Source organism: Psychrobacter urativorans (assembly GCF_904846695.1).
Lineage (GTDB): Bacteria > Pseudomonadota > Gammaproteobacteria > Pseudomonadales > Moraxellaceae > Psychrobacter > Psychrobacter urativorans.
On the sequence record NZ_CAJHBR010000034.1, the window covers coordinates 1 to 15,685 of the forward strand.

At 38.6% G+C, this 15,685-nt stretch carries 18 protein-coding genes; 12 read left to right on the forward strand and 6 right to left on the reverse strand.

Annotation, left to right across the window (positions count from 1 at the left end; genetic code table 11):
• From JMY09_RS13715 to JMY09_RS13735, 5 genes are all read left to right on the forward strand, one after another.
• On the forward strand, nt 1–753 hold a 753-nt coding region (locus JMY09_RS13715; protein ID WP_227677366.1), incomplete at its 5' end, for a hypothetical protein.
• 325 nt (nt 754–1,078) lie between these two features.
• Nucleotides 1,079–2,065, forward strand: a complete 987-nt coding sequence (gene repM / locus JMY09_RS13720) for a replication initiation protein RepM (protein ID WP_192520858.1) — start codon at nt 1,079–1,081, stop codon at nt 2,063–2,065.
• Between the two features lie 240 nt (nt 2,066–2,305).
• Nucleotides 2,306–2,602 carry a type II toxin-antitoxin system RelB/DinJ family antitoxin gene (locus JMY09_RS13725; protein WP_192520860.1) on the forward strand — a complete coding sequence of 99 codons (297 nt, stop codon included), beginning with the start codon at nt 2,306–2,308 and terminating at the stop codon, nt 2,600–2,602.
• On the forward strand, nt 2,595–2,867 hold the full coding sequence (locus JMY09_RS13730) for a type II toxin-antitoxin system YafQ family toxin (RefSeq protein ID WP_201624448.1): 273 nt from the start codon (nt 2,595–2,597) through the stop codon (nt 2,865–2,867). Before JMY09_RS13725 ends, JMY09_RS13730 begins: the two co-directional genes overlap by 8 nt.
• 162 nt (nt 2,868–3,029) lie before the next feature.
• Entirely contained in the window at nt 3,030–3,311 is a 282-nt protein-coding gene (locus JMY09_RS13735) for an HU family DNA-binding protein (RefSeq protein WP_192529667.1), read from the forward strand.
• 541 nt (nt 3,312–3,852) lie between these two features.
• Here JMY09_RS13735 and JMY09_RS13740 read toward each other — a convergent pair.
• On the reverse strand, nt 3,853–5,049 hold the full coding sequence (locus JMY09_RS13740) for a ferredoxin reductase family protein (RefSeq protein ID WP_227501912.1): 1,197 nt from the start codon (nt 5,047–5,049) through the stop codon (nt 3,853–3,855).
• Here JMY09_RS13740 and JMY09_RS14605 point away from each other — a divergent pair.
• Nucleotides 4,958–5,206, forward strand: a complete 249-nt coding sequence (locus JMY09_RS14605) for a hypothetical protein (RefSeq protein ID WP_227501914.1) — start codon at nt 4,958–4,960, stop codon at nt 5,204–5,206. The genes JMY09_RS13740 and JMY09_RS14605 overlap by 92 nt on opposite strands.
• Nucleotides 5,207–5,209: 3 nt before the next feature.
• Here JMY09_RS14605 and JMY09_RS13745 read toward each other — a convergent pair whose 3' ends face one another.
• The 4 genes from JMY09_RS13745 to JMY09_RS13760 all read right to left on the reverse strand — a co-directional run bounded on the left by JMY09_RS13745 (nt 5,210) and on the right by JMY09_RS13760 (nt 9,055).
• A complete protein-coding gene (locus tag JMY09_RS13745) occupies nt 5,210–5,464 on the reverse strand; it encodes an AAA family ATPase (RefSeq protein ID WP_201624450.1) in 255 nt (84 codons plus the stop codon).
• A 168-nt stretch (nt 5,465–5,632) separates the two neighbouring features.
• Nucleotides 5,633–5,944: a mobilization protein MobS gene (locus JMY09_RS13750; RefSeq protein ID WP_201624452.1), complete on the reverse strand. Its 312-nt coding sequence runs from the start codon at nt 5,942–5,944 to the stop codon at nt 5,633–5,635.
• A 269-nt stretch (nt 5,945–6,213) separates the two neighbouring features.
• A complete protein-coding gene (repM, locus tag JMY09_RS13755; protein ID WP_265088035.1) occupies nt 6,214–7,128 on the reverse strand; it encodes a replication initiation protein RepM in 915 nt (304 codons plus the stop codon).
• A 760-nt stretch (nt 7,129–7,888) separates the two neighbouring features.
• Nucleotides 7,889–9,055 carry an SEL1-like repeat protein gene (locus JMY09_RS13760; RefSeq protein WP_198331103.1) on the reverse strand — a complete coding sequence of 389 codons (1,167 nt, stop codon included), beginning with the start codon at nt 9,053–9,055 and terminating at the stop codon, nt 7,889–7,891.
• A 265-nt stretch (nt 9,056–9,320) separates the two neighbouring features.
• Between JMY09_RS13760 and JMY09_RS13765 the strand changes: the two genes are divergently transcribed.
• The 3 genes from JMY09_RS13765 (at nt 9,321) to repM (JMY09_RS13775) (ending at nt 12,003) form a co-directional block, all read left to right on the forward strand.
• A complete protein-coding gene (locus tag JMY09_RS13765) occupies nt 9,321–9,668 on the forward strand; it encodes a hypothetical protein (RefSeq protein WP_045455937.1) in 348 nt (115 codons plus the stop codon).
• Nucleotides 9,669–9,930: 262 nt separating this feature from the next.
• On the forward strand, nt 9,931–10,146 hold the full coding sequence (locus JMY09_RS13770) for a MobA/MobL family protein (RefSeq protein ID WP_201624454.1): 216 nt from the start codon (nt 9,931–9,933) through the stop codon (nt 10,144–10,146).
• Nucleotides 10,147–10,977: 831 nt separating this feature from the next.
• Nucleotides 10,978–12,003 carry a replication initiation protein RepM gene (gene repM, locus JMY09_RS13775; protein WP_007115213.1) on the forward strand — a complete coding sequence of 342 codons (1,026 nt, stop codon included), beginning with the start codon at nt 10,978–10,980 and terminating at the stop codon, nt 12,001–12,003.
• 100 nt (nt 12,004–12,103) lie between these two features.
• On the opposite strand, the gene JMY09_RS13780 is transcribed toward repM (JMY09_RS13775), so the two are convergent.
• Nucleotides 12,104–12,484: a hypothetical protein gene (locus tag JMY09_RS13780; RefSeq protein ID WP_201624456.1), complete on the reverse strand. Its 381-nt coding sequence runs from the start codon at nt 12,482–12,484 to the stop codon at nt 12,104–12,106.
• A 343-nt stretch (nt 12,485–12,827) separates the two neighbouring features.
• On the opposite strand from JMY09_RS13780, the gene JMY09_RS13785 reads away from it, so the two are divergent.
• The 3 genes from JMY09_RS13785 to JMY09_RS13795 form a co-directional block, all read left to right on the forward strand.
• Nucleotides 12,828–13,820: a hypothetical protein gene (locus tag JMY09_RS13785; RefSeq protein WP_201624458.1), complete on the forward strand. Its 993-nt coding sequence runs from the start codon at nt 12,828–12,830 to the stop codon at nt 13,818–13,820.
• A gap of 329 nt (nt 13,821–14,149) precedes the next feature.
• Entirely contained in the window at nt 14,150–15,424 is a 1,275-nt protein-coding gene (locus JMY09_RS13790; RefSeq protein ID WP_201624460.1) for a MobA/MobL family protein, read from the forward strand.
• Between the two features lie 2 nt (nt 15,425–15,426).
• Nucleotides 15,427–15,685: hypothetical protein (locus JMY09_RS13795; RefSeq protein ID WP_201624462.1), on the forward strand; the 259-nt coding region annotated here is incomplete at its 3' end.

The window sequence follows — 15,685 nt, forward strand, 5'->3', positions numbered from 1 at the left end:
GAAGCTCAGCCAGTGCTAGATCGTGCTGTGAAAACGGCTAAACATTTCTATTCAAGCGAAAACTTAAAGACGCTTGAAAATATATGTGGAACTGCCGTACATCATGCGACAAGTCGGAATATAGACCATGCCCTCATCGGACAGATTGAACATGAGATCGCGTCAAAATTTGAAAACGCGGAATTTAACGAGCTATCAGAGCAAGTAAAAGTAAAAATGTCACTTGTAACAGAAGATATGGAGAACGCTGGAACGCTGGCAAAACAAGCAAGCGCTAAACTTAATGAGGATTTAAAAAAAATAGGTTGGCGTATTGGTGTTATTGCTATACCGATCACAATCATTTGTGCTGTGATGCTTTTGCTCGTGCACTTAGTTGTGAAGGCTAACGATGATGATGTTAGAGCCCTACAAGCTGAGATACAACAACTGGAGCATGTCAAAGCTCAAAGCCAAAACGATCTACAAACGATGAAAATGAGTTATGACAACGCTTTGACTCATGCAAACACCAAATTTGTAAATGGTGAGGCATATATGCTCGTTGATACAAGTAACTGTGACGATAGTGACAGTAGAAAAAACATTGAATTTTGTCGTCTGGTTGGTGGGCGTCCAATGCCAAAAGTAACACCAGCTCCAACACCACATCGTAGTCAGCAACCGACAATAAACTATGGCAATAACAATGGTAGCAATCCATTTGGTAGTGGCACTCAAAACCGATCAAACTCAGATACTAATCCTTTTTAATGATGTTTCTATACTCATCCAACTATGCCTTAATTACTTTTGATTTTTAATCAGTTATCAACAACCAAAAAGGCTTTTAATGCTTTTAATGCTTTTAATAGCTTTTAAGTCCGCTACAGACCTTACTGGTAAATGGATGTAACCCTCATAAGTGGACGTTTATACCGTTATAAGTGGACGTTTATACCGTTATAAGTGGACGTTTATACCGTTATAAGTGGACGTTTATACCGCACTAATAGACATTATATTAATTGACTACTAATTGACTATTGATATAATTGTCAATTAATATAAATCTATCAACTAGATGCAGGGAAAGCTAATGAACGAAAAGAGAAAGAAAAAAGATGGTGTGCAAGACTTAGTCGTGAAATCAAACCGGATTGTTACAGCCTTTCAAAGTTTATCTTTAACGGAGATGTGTCTAATACAGCTAGCTATTGTTGATGCAAGAGAGACAGAACAAGGGTTAGAGATCAATAAGCCGCTGTCTATAAGTGCAAAACGATACGCTGAAGCTTTTGATGTACAAATTGATACTGCCTACAAGATACTAGCCCAAGCTGGAAAAGGCTTAAGGGCACGTTATTTTACGTTTTTGGATGATACTGGTAGCAAAATTGAGACAAACTGGGTTCAGCAAGTCAGATACGTTAAAAGCGAGGGACGTATTGAAGTTATTTTTACTGTTGCCGTTGTTAATGAAATTACTCGCTTAAGCTCACACTTTACACAATATGACCTAGAGTTCATCGCAACGCTCAATAGCATCTACTCTGTGCGTTTGTATGAGCTAATCGTCAAATGGTTAAGCGCTAGACAGACAGATATATTTGATTATGAAATATTGAGAGGTCAGCTAGGAATCAGTGTCAATGAATATAAAAACATGGGAGATTTCAAAAAACGTGTTCTTGATTTAGCTGTTAATGAGATTAATGAAAAGACCAATATTAAAGTTAAATATGAGAATGTAAAGCAAGGTCGCAAAATCATAGGTTTTACGTTTACTGTGCATGAAAAGTCTAAGTCTAAAGCTGATAAAACAATCAAACTTCGTGATGCTGATAACGGAGATATGTTCACGATTGATGGACTCTCTGATAAGCAGCTGTGGCGTATCAGTCGGCATAAAGAGTTTATAAGCACGTATAGTGGTCTTGCTAAAGGCGACGCTGGTAAGAACTGGTCAGCGTATAGTGATTTTATAGTTGGTGAGATCAAGAAAGACGCCTCTAAATTCAGCAAAAAGCGTCCTATACGTGAGTATTTAGATGGGAACGAAGCAGAGTACGATTTCTCAAGATAATAACCAAAAATGACCACCTCAAACAGTCTACTATAAGTGGTTCTCTTGTATTGATGAGAGTTTTCTAAACTCTGTTCATGCGTGAAATGATGCACATCATACAGCGTAAGCCAGGAAGCTTTGATAAAAAAGACAAGGCACTACCGAGAATCAGGCAAGTAAGTATTGTTAATATAATTGTTTTTGTACTTTATATGACATACAATCAATGTCATATAAAGTACAAATGGAGTACAAATTATGTCAAGTACAGTAAATTTCAACATGAGACTTGAGAAAGAACTCAAAGATGAAACCAGCCAAATATTTGAAAACTACGGCATGACAACCTCTCAGGCCGTTAGAATGTTCTTGGTCAATGTCGCCAAAACCAAAAAAATACCGCTATCATTTGATTATCAAGCTGACGACTTAGTGTTAGGGGATCAAACGCTACAAGCCATTAAGCAAGGACGTTTAGACTATGAAGCGGGTAAATTGGATAGACTCGAACCCAACGAGGCTCTAGAGGCGTTACAGGGGCTCTCTCGTGGCTAGAACTGTTATACCTACAAATCAATTCAAGCGAGATATTAAAAAACGATCCAAAGATTTGATCACACCACAATGGATTGAAGTCATGCACTGCTTACTTAATGACTTATCAATGCCAATCAAATACCGTAACCATGCACTGACGGGTGACAAAAAGCACTTGATGGATTGTCATGTTAAGCCTGATTTGGTACTGCTGTATGAATTCGAAGGTGATACAGATTTGATATTACACAGGCTAGGCTCTCATAGTGAACTTGAGATCTAAGCACAGGAGCCCATCCCAGATTCTGTGTAAGTATGGATCGGGGGTAAGCAGCAGTGACACAGAGTTTGGGAAACTCCCCCGCGAGACCTAACATTTACGGCATCTCCTCACCAAACCAAGGGAATGAAGTCAAAATGATTCTAATAACAACGAGAGGTAAGTATGAATAAGCAAGATATCATTAGCGAGTTGGCACCAAAATTAAATGTGAATCAAGATGAGGCAAGGGTTGTACTAAACTCAGTTTTGGATGTTTTAGCCGACTCTTTAGCTAACCTCGAAGAAAATGAAAGATTGAAGTTAGTAGGGTTTGCAAATTTTCAAAAGGTTAAGCGCAAGAGTCGTTTAGGTAGAAACCCTAAGACAGGTGAAGCAGTAGAGATACCTGAAAAGCTAGTCATCAAGACGACAATTAGTGAAAATCTAGTAGATAGCTTTCAGTAATTGCTCGAGGAGTTTTAACTTATCGGCGGTTCAATGACCTAAGTAATGGTATTGGCTTTTAGTATTGTATTGATAGTGTTGTTTACGCCACCCCTTGCTATAAGTAGTTCGCTAATATCAGTCTATTTTAGGTAGTCTGTTTATCGTTTAAACGGTCTGTTTGGATGGTTCCGTTGGGGTATACCCATAAGGAGCCAATTAGGTACTTTCACTGATTCGGTTCCCTAGTGAGGACTTGAATATTCGGTTGTACGCTATTGTTATCATCACTCCTAGTTATTTATAGTAGCTCCGTGTACACAGTAGTGTCCTTTTTAACATGAAATGGCGGTATATCCATTTCATGTTAAGTCACTGTAGACCATTAAGTATAAGACGGCCTTTAAACCACCAGGCTCCTGATCAACGTTCGATGACTTAAATTAATCTGTATACCATTGTCGTTCGCCTACTTAGCACTAGCACCGATGACTTTATGACTTGAGCCAGCGTGCCATTTGTCTTATTGGGTTTGTGTTAAGCACGGCAAATTGTACGTGTTCTAGCGAAAATCAAAAAACTCATAATGAATATTTTTGGCAGGAATACCATTTTCTTTCATTAACTCTTGTACTTTTCCTAAAAGCCCTTTTGGACCGCAAAAACTAATCTGAATCTGCTTTGGATTAACTTCACTGGCGACTTGCCGAATGGTTTCAGCCATGGCATTACTGCCACTTGGGTTGGCTACGAAATCTACTCCAGACTGTTCTGTCATCTCCTGCATACGCTCAACACTTGGAAAAACACGCGCAGGATCGAAGCAATATATCAGAGTGGCACGTTCAAAATGACCGATAGTTTTATCCTCTTGCCAAGAAATAAAGGGAGAGATTCCTACTCCGGCACCAATCCAGATTTCACGCTCTGCATTTGATATACGTTTAAAATTACCATGAGGCGCATAAATATCAGCCAACATACCCACTTTGGCTTGTTCATTTAGCTTTTTTGTATAATCACCCAATGCTCGAATCACAAAATGGATGTGTCCAGTATCAGAAGGTGCGTTAGCTATGGTAAAAGGATGCGGCTCGTGCAAACCTGGTTCTTTAAGAGAGATAAAGGCAAATTGACCAGCCTTAAATTGAAACCCTTTACGGACTGGCTCAAACTCCAAGTGTACCGCCGCTTTGCCCTGGGATATAGCGACTAACTTATACTCTCCGGCTTTGGCAATGAATGGGTACAATATCATCTTGTACAATGCTGCAATCACGCCTACAGAACAAAGTAGTGCTAACCAAATACCTGCTGGACTAGTCAGTGTGATGGGAGACTCAAAGCTCAGCCAATGTAGTATAACGATTAAAAAAAGTGGGCCTGAGAACTTATGCAACCAACGCCAGTTGCCATACGGGATTTTGCGATTCAGCGCCAGTAGTATAATCAGACCTAACGCGACAAGGCTGAGTTGACGCATCAAACGCGTCCAATATTTGGACAACTCCAAAATGGGCGCAAGATCCCAAGCGTCTAGCTTGGCTTTGAAGACAAAATGATAGACAGCGAAAATAAGTGCCCATATAGCAATCCACTTATGCGCTTCATAAACCCTGTCCAGACCGCCAAAGAGCCTTTCAATACCGTGCCAACGGCTAGCGAGTATGCATGAGCTTGCCATGCACGCTAAAGCCGAAGCACCCATTATCAAACTGACTGTTGCTGATGTGATCCACGTTTCAGAGGAAATTTGCATGAGTACAGTGATTGAAGTGATCAGTACGACACTACCGATCACTTGCCATGACTTTAAAGCCATAAGAATCTCCCGAAAAATTATTTTATTGCCGTTAAGAAAGCTTGATTTAACAAGTAGGTATTTATTGAGAAGTATGGCTAATAATACAGCCTGATTCTTAAATAATTCTTAAGTCAAAGTTATCGAGCTTAAATGAGACACCTATTTCTACATAATCTTCATCACTAAATTTACATAAATCATCTAAATCAATTTTCACTGTACTATTATTAAAAAATATCTCAAACGCTTCAAGAATAGTAGATTTTCCGACATCATTTTTGCCCACAATAACATTAAATTTTTCGTCAAGATTAATATCTGTACTTACAAAACCTCTAAAATTATCAATATGCAATTTTACTATTTTCATTAAATACGCCTTCTCAGATTATACTTATAATATCTTTTCAACCATACTAATCCGTACAGTTAGACTTAGGAGATTTTAGTTATGCAGCCTGATGATAATAATCGAAACATCTCTGTCTTGGGGATCTATTACCTAACTCTTTTTAATTTAGCTTGATTGTAGGATAACTCAATATTGACTCTCCCTACTTGATAAGCCCTCATTTTCTTCTGATGGCATCTTACCGCCCAAACTTACTACAAGCTCTTTCATCAATTCCTTATCTGTCTTTCTAGTTAAGAAGTTTGGCAATTCTTTTGCAGTATATTCTTTTAAACCTTGTACCTGATTTTTCTCTAAAGCATCTACAAGAAAAGCACCAAGTAGAATTTTCTGTCGTGTCAGCTTCTTATCTAATTTCTGTTTCTCTCTATTTATCTTAAGCTCAAGATTGTTAATCTTCTGCTGTTCTTTTAAATCATTACCACCAAGTAAGCTCATAGCCCTTCCTTAAATTATCAAATTACAGTCTTTCCAACTATAGCAACTTCGCCAATACCTAACAACAGTTTATGATATAGTTAATCGATAGATGGTTGCGTCCCACTGACTAAGTGCGAGTTTTCGACTTTACAAATGTTTATCCCTGACGGTCACACATTTATAAAATCAAAACATCGGCAGGGGTAAGCCCCCACACCCCCAGCACTACGAAAAGATATAGTGTTAAAAAAGAAAAAATCTGACTATCTAACTACCTTAAAATAGCGCTATATCTTACGCTTTTTATATTTATAACCTAGCTTTTCGAGATAAGGTATATATCTCATTTGCTTATTTTCATCTGCTAGGTCGCTAGCAATAATAGCGGCAAATTCATCAGTACTTTTACCAATAGGTGCATTACTACCAAGCTCAGGTAATGCAGCTAATTTTTTACTGAACGTGCCTAACTGGTCAGCCGTCATTTTGATATAGACATTATCTTTGGCTATCGGCTCAGGTGCTTTCTTTTGTTTAAATGTGAAGGTAAAGCCAGTTATTACCCTGCCGGTTTTGTGCTGAACATAATCGGCTGTTATGTCAGTATGCTCATTAATTTGTTTCTTTGCATGATCTAAAACTCTAGCCTTGAAATTGTGCATTTCTTTGTACTGATCAGGCTTAACCCCTAGCTTTTTACGCAAGTCGTCAGTCGCTATCTTGTTGGTCTTGCCAACTGACTTCCATTGCATAATTAATTCGTAAAGTCTTATTGCGTACTCGCTCTGCAACTCGCTAACCTGCTTGAGATCGTATTCTGTGTATTGTTCGCTAAGTCTTGTTATCAGTGGGATAACATCATCGGTGAACTGCAATTCAATCATACCCGCTGTGTCAATATAACTTATCTTTTGCACCCAATTAACGAGGTGATGTACTGGTTTTCCTGTCTGCTTGTGAATATCGTCATATTCAAAGTAAGCATCAAATAAACCCCTAGTCGCACTTTTTAGCGCATCGTATGAAGTATGCTTTTCCACCTTGAATTGTTCTTGATAGCTACTTGCATGGATTTGCAGTACACCTCTAGCATCAATCAACTTATCTTGTGCCCTTGCTGCAACGATAGCCAAAAAGATAATACGCTGCTCAGGTATACCAAGCGAGTAACTGGCACTGATTAATTTATTGTCTTTTGTCACTAGCTTGCAGTTATCCATTATTCTCACTCATTGGTAGAAATCCTAAGTATTGTAAACCTATTCCAATACAAACTTCAACATACTGTAGTGATAAGGTCGATAGACGTAGTGGTATGGGTCGATAGACGTAGTGGTATGGGTCGATAGACGTAGTGGTATGGGTCGATAGACGTAGTGGTATGGGCTGTGAAAGCCACAACTGGCAAGGGCTGTAGCGGACGTAAAAGCTCTTAAAAGCTCTTAAAAACCTTAAAAACATAAAAACATAAAATCACACAGTTAAATAATCCGTTATTAAACATAAAATTTAAGACAATTTAAGAGATTTGCTAAGCTTATTTTTTTGATAAATTTAGGATCAGAAATTATCACATGCTAGGAATGGTTCAAGATTAGTGGCACCTTACAGTTAACTGTCATTTCAAATTGACTGTAAAAGTTCAGTTTGTTGAAGTGTTTTGCTAAGCAGCTACTTAAACTGTCTTATAGGCTTGCTAGGCATGCTAAGACAGTTATTAGGTACTTATGGGTAATTAGAGCCTAGAAGATGCTTAAACGAGCGCTAGAGAGCGATTATGATAGCAAAGGGAGAGGAAACGACCACAGTTATATAGAATTTTGCTAAAAAGAGGTTGATAACCATCTTTTTTATTCAAACAGTCTGTTATAAGTGGTTCCATTATGCCAGTCTGTTTTAAGTAGTCTGTTAATAGGTTTGAGGGGCTAAATAACTGGTTCCGCTGGGGTATACGCCTAGAAACTAATTTTTCTGTTTAAATAGCTTCTTAAGATAATCACAGCTTGCTTGGTAATCGTTTTTACAAGACAAATTTAACCACTCTTTTGCCATAGAATCGTTCTTATCAACGCCTAAACCTTTATGATACATCATTCCCAGATAGTATTGAGCAAGCTCACTACCTTTGCTCCATGTCTCATCAACCGTATTGAAATATTGGTTCCTAGCGGCTTTTTCATACCACTTGAAGGCTAAGCTGTAGTCTTGAGGCACACCAATTCCATTGTAGTACATTTGAGCTAATTGATATTGAGCAGGCTTACTTCCGTGTTTAAGCTCTCCATAGTTATAATAGTAGTATGAAGTAGCTGCTGCTTTTTCAAACCATTTAACAGCTTCATCAAAGTTCTGAGGAACATCTACACCATCATAATACATTTGTCCTAACTGGTACTTAGCAGAAAGTGTACTAATATACCTATAATCATCTCGATTTATAACTTTTTCAAACCACTCTTTAGCTTTGTCTTTATTTTGAGGGACACCTAAACCTCGACTATACATCAGTCCAATGTTGTAAGCCGCATTAGTATCTCCTTGATCAGCGAATTTCTGAAAAATATTTAAGGCTTTGCCATAATCTTGAGGAATGCCTAAGCCTGAGTAATACATAAGTCCTAAAATGTATTCAGCATCTGTAGACCCGTTATTAGCCGCCTTTTGGTAATAATTAAATGCCTGATTATAGCTTTGAGGAATGCCTGCCCCATGATAGTACATATCTCCAAGTCGATATTGAGCGTGAACATCGTTATTGTCGGCTAACATTTTATACAATTTAAAAGCTTTGGCATAATTCCGAGGTTCTCCGTATTTACCTATATAATAAATATTGGCAAGATTATTTTGAGCAGAGGGATGTCCGTTATCAGCAGCTAATTGATACCATTTGATCTTATTTACACGATCATAAGCTTCTAGACCAAGCATAAATTGGGCTGGCGCATATCCTCGAACAGCAAACCATTCATAAGATTTCTTGCTATCATTAGGCGCTTTTGAATTCTCTAAATATAGTTTTGCAAGCTCTTGCTGAGTGTGATTGTCTCCTATTTCTTCTGCTGTAGCTGTTATGGATAGCCCAAAAGATATAGCTAAAATGATTATAGTTTTTTTTAAACTTCGCATATTGAATTGTTCCAAGATAGACATTGGTACGGTTTATTTGCTCATTCTAAGGGCAACATATATGTGAACGCAGAGAATCTTTAGTTCACATTCATATTTGAAAAGCCCATCGAATGTACGCTAGGAAGTACACTGCAATTATTTAGATAACTCGAACTGTTGCTACCACTAGCCTACAACCCAATATTCAAGTCTTCACTAGGGAACTGCATAGACCAACACACCTTATAGAATCGCATTGATTAAACCAATAAAAGACTATCGAATGAAAAATAAATCGCAAAAAATCATATTAAAACAAAAAACACCCATTTATACAAAACTTGGTCTAGCTATTATAGTTATATGCGGAAGTATATATTTATTTAACCCAGGTATACTTCTTGAGGGAACAGTCACTCTGGTAATAGGTCTTGTTTTTATTGTAATTAATATCATTAATCTATTCAGAAGAGTTGAATATGATGTTGTCGCCATACTGGTAGGCTTATATTTTCTCATAATAGGCGCAGATGCCTTTTTCTCTCTTGAGATTAGTTATATACCTATAATTACTATCGTATTAATGATTCCTGTTGTGATTTTAAGCTTAAAATCATTCTATAAGTCATAACCTATAGCTGTCTTCTTGAATTATTAAGTTTTTTACTGACCTGACTATAGCCACTTCGCCAATACCTAACAACAGTTTATGATATAGTTAATCGATAGATGGTTGCGTCCCACTGACTAAGTGCGAGTTTTCGACTTCACAAATGTTTATTACCTACGGCAATACATTTATGAAGTCAAAACATCGGCAGGGGTAAGACCCCCACACCCCCAACATTGCAAAAAGACGCAATGTTAAAAGCCTGAAAACAGAGCTTGTAGAAATGGCTATTTTTATCGCATCGACCAAATCAGTATCTCGCAGTAACGGACAAAGTGCCGTTGCCAGTATGAGATATCAAGAAAGGATAGAACTAGAGGATAAGCGCTATGGTAAGACCCATGATTATTCAAAAAAGCATGGCGTGATGAGCGCGGATATTATTTTGCCGTCAGCGTTGACTGCTGCCAACGCTAAAATTTCACGCAGTGATTTATGAAACAAAGCGAAGGCTGCCGAGAAGCGAGTCGATGCGCGTGTTGCTGGTTAATCTACCACATGAATTAAGCGCAGAAGATCGCAAAACAATCGTGCATCAGTTCGCCTAGACGCTTGCAGACAAATATGGCGCTATTAATCGACTAACTGATAAAGAAATTAGGCGGTAGTAGCGGTGACGTTAAACAAATGAATAGAGATATTATTTCATCATTTATTTATATCGAAGCCTTAGATGCCTATATTTCAGACGATAGCCGATCTAATGAAGTTAAGGAAGTCGCTAAAGAGCATCTAGCAGATACTATTAGTAAAACGTGTTATTAGCTTAAACATGCGTTTTCTGACATTCACAGACTATCTTCAAATGAGCGTGAGAAGCACACAGATGCGCTTAGAGCGTCTTTAAGCGCTTCTACTGAAGGATATAGCTCTGAGTTGTCTAAAGACCAAAATACGGCAATATAGAGCTGTATAAGCTCGTTTAATTACAATCAAGATAGAGCTGTTACCAAAAGGGGTGGTTTAAGTCGTTAATTTCTTTTATCCAATCTTGATAAATTACCTAGCTTTTTTCAGCAATATTTTTTTAATCCTTTTAATCCTTTTAATCCTTTTAAAGAGTTTTAAAGAGTTTTAAAGAGTTTTCCGCCCTCTGTAAGCACCGTTATATATAGCTTTCAACCTCTATATGTCTACAAATCCAAGGTTTAATGTCTACAAATCCAAGGTTTAATGTCTACAAATCCAAGGTTTAATGTCTACAAATCCAAGGTATTTACCTACATAGGTGTGATAGTATGTAGCTAAATAGTTTTTAGGACATGTGCTGATGAAAAAACCTCAAGATATGGTTGTTAAAAGTAATACGCTAATTGAAGCCAGTTACTCACTCACAGTTCAAGAGATAAGGCTGCTTGATATAGCTTTGGCTGACTTAGCAACTTATGACGAATGTGAAAAAGACCTTTTGACGATGCACGAGTTCGTGCATATAAGGGCTGATGAATACGCAAAGATATATGATGTTGATATGAAAACAGCTTATACAGCACTTAGAGAAGCAAGCGAAAACCTATTTACTAGATACTTTACTTACAGTGTGCAAAGTGAGAAGTTCCCGACTCACCAAGAGCATAGAAAAGCACGTTGGGTTTGGAATATAGCTTATGTAGAAGGTCAGGGCTTGGTCAAGTTAGCGTTTACGCCTGATTTAATAAAGCTAGCAGGGAAATTAAAAGGCGATTTTTCACGTTATCATTTGAAGCAAAAAGCACCGCTAACAAGCGTCTACGCGCATCGATTGTACGAAATGATGATGCAGTGGCGAAAGTCTAAAACAGTTCCTTCAGTCTCATACAACGAGCTAAGGCACAGGTTTGATATTGATGATAAAGAATATAAAAGAATAGCGAACTTTAAAGCTAGAGCATTAGACCCAGCCATCAAGCAAATTAACGAGCATACAGACATAATCGTCAGCTATGAGCAGTACAAGGAAGGTCGAAAAGTTGCGGGCTTCATCTTTAAATTTAATTTTAAAGACAAGCAAAAAGAACCGATCAAAACTACCATTAAAGACATTGATAAAACCGTCAGCGACGATAAGCCAGATACTACCAAGCGCGCACCTAAAGCTATACCAACCATGACTGACAAGCAAAGAAACACATTTGCCAATAAGCTGTTAAATAACTTTGATTTTATCCGTGATTATAGTTCTCAAACGATTGGAAAGAGCAGGGAAGAGCTGCTGATATGGGTTGAGCAAGGGTTAACAGACGATGAAACACGTCAAGAGTGGCGCAAATATATATTGATGTCAGGATATGAATTCCCCGATCCACTGAAAAGCTAAAATAGACTGTTATAAGTAGTTTCATTATACCAGTCTGTTTTAAGTAGTCTGTTAATACGTTTTAGGAATGAAGTAGCTGGTTCCTCTAGGGTATACCTTTTTATACACAGATTTTGCTGACTGTAATTTCGTTTTCATACTTACCAGTAGGTCCGTAACCACCTTCAGAGCCGATCACTCCGACAACGCAAGTTTCAAACAACTTGTAATAACCATCTTGACCAATTTTATTTGAGTCTTTCATCAAAATCTGTTTGGGATCTGCCACATAGTAGACTTTGCCATTCACATCCAACTCATGTATCTCAAAGCTTCTTTTAAAGATTCCGCGCACTTCTACTTCTTCTGGAATTTTCTTTGCTATGGTTTCTGATGGATTTTCTTTCACTTCATTAACACTGTTAGACTCTTTATTACTGCAACCTATACTCATAAATACAAGTGTCGCAAATCCTGCTACTGCTAATCTGAGGTTAAACATTTAGCTTTTCCTGTAAAAGATATCAATAAATTAGACTTTATATAAACCGAGATCAAAAAAGCTGATTAGAAATATAAACGTAACTATTTTTTAATGGATTATTATCCACTAAATTAAGCAGTTCTACAATGAAAGTAACACTCTTTAATAGAAGCGTATTAAAAGGTACACCATGAAGTACACTATGACTATCTCAGCGAGTCAAAACGTTGATACCATTAGCCCACAGCTTAGCGTTCAAGTCCTCACTAGGGAACCGAACCGGTGAAAGCACCTAATTGATCTAAGCTATGCTGTCAAAATTTATATTCATACTCTATATATATTTTAAATTAGGTCGAACATGACAAAAATAATTGAATCGTTAATACAAGCAAAAGCTGCTCAAGCACACCCACTATTGAAAAGAATATATACTAAAACAGATCTGTATAAGCAATGTGCTCATGAGCTTCAAGAGGATATAGAAAGACTGGAAAGTGATCACTTAGCATTATTATTCGCTAAATACGCGTCCATTACTGGTCGGCATCCATCAGAATACAAAACCCGTTTAATTAACTGCGACAATGGCAATATTGCATTATGCGGTATTCGCTTTCGTGGTATGGATATCTCCCAACCATTTGTCACTGTAACGACTACGCTCAAACCCCTCAGTGTAAATAGTATTAATATATTAGTAGATAATATCTCAAAGGCATTTCATGCCTTTAAGCCCCAATATGCTCAATTCTATATTCCAAGCTATTTAGACATTGAGCCTGCAAACTTTTCCTCAGCCCATTGGGATAATCGTATACTAGCAAATTCCTTGTATACGCTAGCCGAAAACGCAGTACAAGATATAGCCTGTCCTGCTCATACCAAATGTGAGCTAGTATCTGCAAACTCTCTTACGTTTTATAACCAATATGAAATGGCATATAACAAGTTGCTTGATGAATTCCCCCAACATGCTGTGATGATGGAATTAAAGCCGATAGAGGATATGAGAACTTGGGTGGCTCAAGGCTATGTTAATCTATTATTTGTCAATGATGAATTAGCAGGTGTGATAGTAGTAGAGCCTGATAATAGCTTAGGGATGACAGGCTTTTATATCATTGAGAACATTATATTTTCTGAATATAAAGGACAGGGTTTAGGGAAACTGATGCAACAGGCTATGATATATCAATTGGTTAATAATCAAAGTAAACAATTAGAAAGACAGAAAACTGATATGTTATTTGGAACGATCCATTTTGATAACATCTCAGCTATTCAGTGTGCAAAAAGTGTCGGGCGTGATGATATCGGAGGATACTTGTGGGTGGCAATTGGTATCCAGTAGGATAGTGGCAGACTTCCTTTAGCTACTTAACTGCTTCCACTCTTCTATGATATAGTTAATTGACGGATGGCCGAGTCCCACTGACTAAGTGCGAGTCCCACTGACTAAGTGCGAGTCCCACTGACTAAGTGCGAGTCCCACTGACTAAGTGCGAGTCCCACTGACTAAGTGCGAGTCCCACTGACTAAGTGCGAGTTTTCGACTTTACAAATGTTTATCCCTGACGGTCACACATTTATAAAATCAAAACATCGGCAGGGGCAAGCCCCCACACCCCCAACACTACGAAAAGACGTAGTGCTAAAAACCAAAAGTATGAGTATTTAGAAATGGCTATTTTTATCGCATCGACCAAATCAATATCACGAGGCAGCGGACAAAGTGCGGTTGCCAGTGCGAGCTATCGAGCAGGGGTAGAACTAGAAGATAAGCGATATGGTAAGACCCATGACTACTCAAAAAAGCATGGGGTAATGAGTGCAGATATTATTTTGCCGTCAGCATTGGCTGCTGCCAATGCCGATATTGATCGTAGTGAGTTATGGAACAAAGCAGAATTTTCTGAGAAGAGAAAGGATGCGCGAGTGGCTCGCGAATGGCTGGTTAATCTACCGTATGAGCTGAACGAGCAAGAGCGCAAGGAGTTAGCGCATAGCTTAGCCCAAACACTTGCGGATCGTTACGGCACGATTGCTGATTGTGCTATTCATCAACCCACACAAAAAGAGGTGGATCGAGGCGCAGACCCGCGTAACTTTCACGCTCATATCCTATTTACCACGCGCACCGCAGAACTTGACGATAATAACAACATCGTACTGACCGACAAGGCAACCATTGAGCTATCAGACAAGAAGCGCAGATCGCTTGGACTAGAGCGCGTTAGTGAGGAAATCAAAGAAGTTCGGCAACTATGGGAACAGATCGCAAATGAAAAATTAGCAGAGCGCGATCTTAGCCTAATTGACAGTCGTAGCTATGCCGATCAAGGCAAAAATATTGAGCCACAAATCAAGATGGGTAGCGTTGCAACCAAGCTAGAACGTGATAAATATGAGGATGAGCTAAAGAAAGCGGCGCAAGCAGAGAAACAAGGCGAGGTTTACGAGATAGACGAGACGCCCGCTACTATCAGAGGTGAGATTAACGCCATGATTGCAGAGCGTAACGAGCTTGTAAGGAATGCAGCTATAGCAGAAAACCAACGTATCAATGACCCTGCTGACCAAGTTATTTTAGAAGGCAAAGCCACACCCACGCCGTTTGATCCACCTAAACCCAAATCTAAGCCTAATCGTGACACACAGGACGCTCTACAAGACGAACCAGCGCCAAAAGAGTCCCACTCTAGTAGATCTGCTTCGCAATCAATGCTTGAACGGCTAAGAGCCAAACGTGACGCACAGAACGCTTTACAAGACGAATCAGCAGCACAAGAGCATCGCTCTAGTATATCTGCCTCACAATCAACGCTTGAACGACTAAGAGCCAAACATGACGCAGCACAGGAAGCCAAAAAAAGTGCCACAGTCATAGCATCAGAGTCTAAACAATCAATGCCTGACCATGAACTGCCACCAACTAGCCCACGATTTAGGATGTAATTATGAATGAGTTTGAAGAACGACTACTAGCGCTACTTGAAACCGCCGAGCAGCAAGCACAAGAAAACAAAGAGCAATCAGACGAAAATGAGAAACTGCTGAAAATCGTTCGTGAACTAGTCGCTCATGTAGAAGAAGCTCAGCCAGTGCTAGATCGTGCTGTGAAAACGGCTAAACATTTCTATTCAAGCGAAAACTTAAAGACGCTTGAAAATATATGTGGAACTGCCGTACATCATGCGACAAGTCGGAATATAGACC

Excerpts from the sequence above, each read along its gene's own strand:
- repM (WP_192520858.1), top strand. The coding sequence starts at position 1,079 with ATGAACGAAAAGAGAAAGAAAAAAGATGGTGTGCAAGACTTAGTCGTG.
- JMY09_RS13725 (WP_192520860.1), top strand. The coding sequence starts at position 2,306 with ATGTCAAGTACAGTAAATTTCAACATGAGACTTGAGAAAGAACTCAAA.
- JMY09_RS13735 (WP_192529667.1), top strand. The coding sequence starts at position 3,030 with ATGAATAAGCAAGATATCATTAGCGAGTTGGCACCAAAATTAAATGTG.
- JMY09_RS14605 (WP_227501914.1), top strand. The coding sequence starts at position 4,958 with ATGCATGAGCTTGCCATGCACGCTAAAGCCGAAGCACCCATTATCAAA.
- JMY09_RS13740 (WP_227501912.1), bottom strand. The coding sequence starts at position 5,049 with ATGCAAATTTCCTCTGAAACGTGGATCACATCAGCAACAGTCAGTTTG.
- JMY09_RS13745 (WP_201624450.1), bottom strand. The coding sequence starts at position 5,464 with ATGAAAATAGTAAAATTGCATATTGATAATTTTAGAGGTTTTGTAAGT.
- JMY09_RS13750 (WP_201624452.1), bottom strand. The coding sequence starts at position 5,944 with ATGAGCTTACTTGGTGGTAATGATTTAAAAGAACAGCAGAAGATTAAC.
- JMY09_RS13760 (WP_198331103.1), bottom strand. The coding sequence starts at position 9,055 with ATGCGAAGTTTAAAAAAAACTATAATCATTTTAGCTATATCTTTTGGG.
- JMY09_RS13765 (WP_045455937.1), top strand. The coding sequence starts at position 9,321 with ATGAAAAATAAATCGCAAAAAATCATATTAAAACAAAAAACACCCATT.
- JMY09_RS13770 (WP_201624454.1), top strand. The coding sequence starts at position 9,931 with ATGGCTATTTTTATCGCATCGACCAAATCAGTATCTCGCAGTAACGGA.
- repM (WP_007115213.1), top strand. The coding sequence starts at position 10,978 with ATGAAAAAACCTCAAGATATGGTTGTTAAAAGTAATACGCTAATTGAA.
- JMY09_RS13780 (WP_201624456.1), bottom strand. The coding sequence starts at position 12,484 with ATGTTTAACCTCAGATTAGCAGTAGCAGGATTTGCGACACTTGTATTT.
- JMY09_RS13785 (WP_201624458.1), top strand. The coding sequence starts at position 12,828 with ATGACAAAAATAATTGAATCGTTAATACAAGCAAAAGCTGCTCAAGCA.
- JMY09_RS13790 (WP_201624460.1), top strand. The coding sequence starts at position 14,150 with ATGGCTATTTTTATCGCATCGACCAAATCAATATCACGAGGCAGCGGA.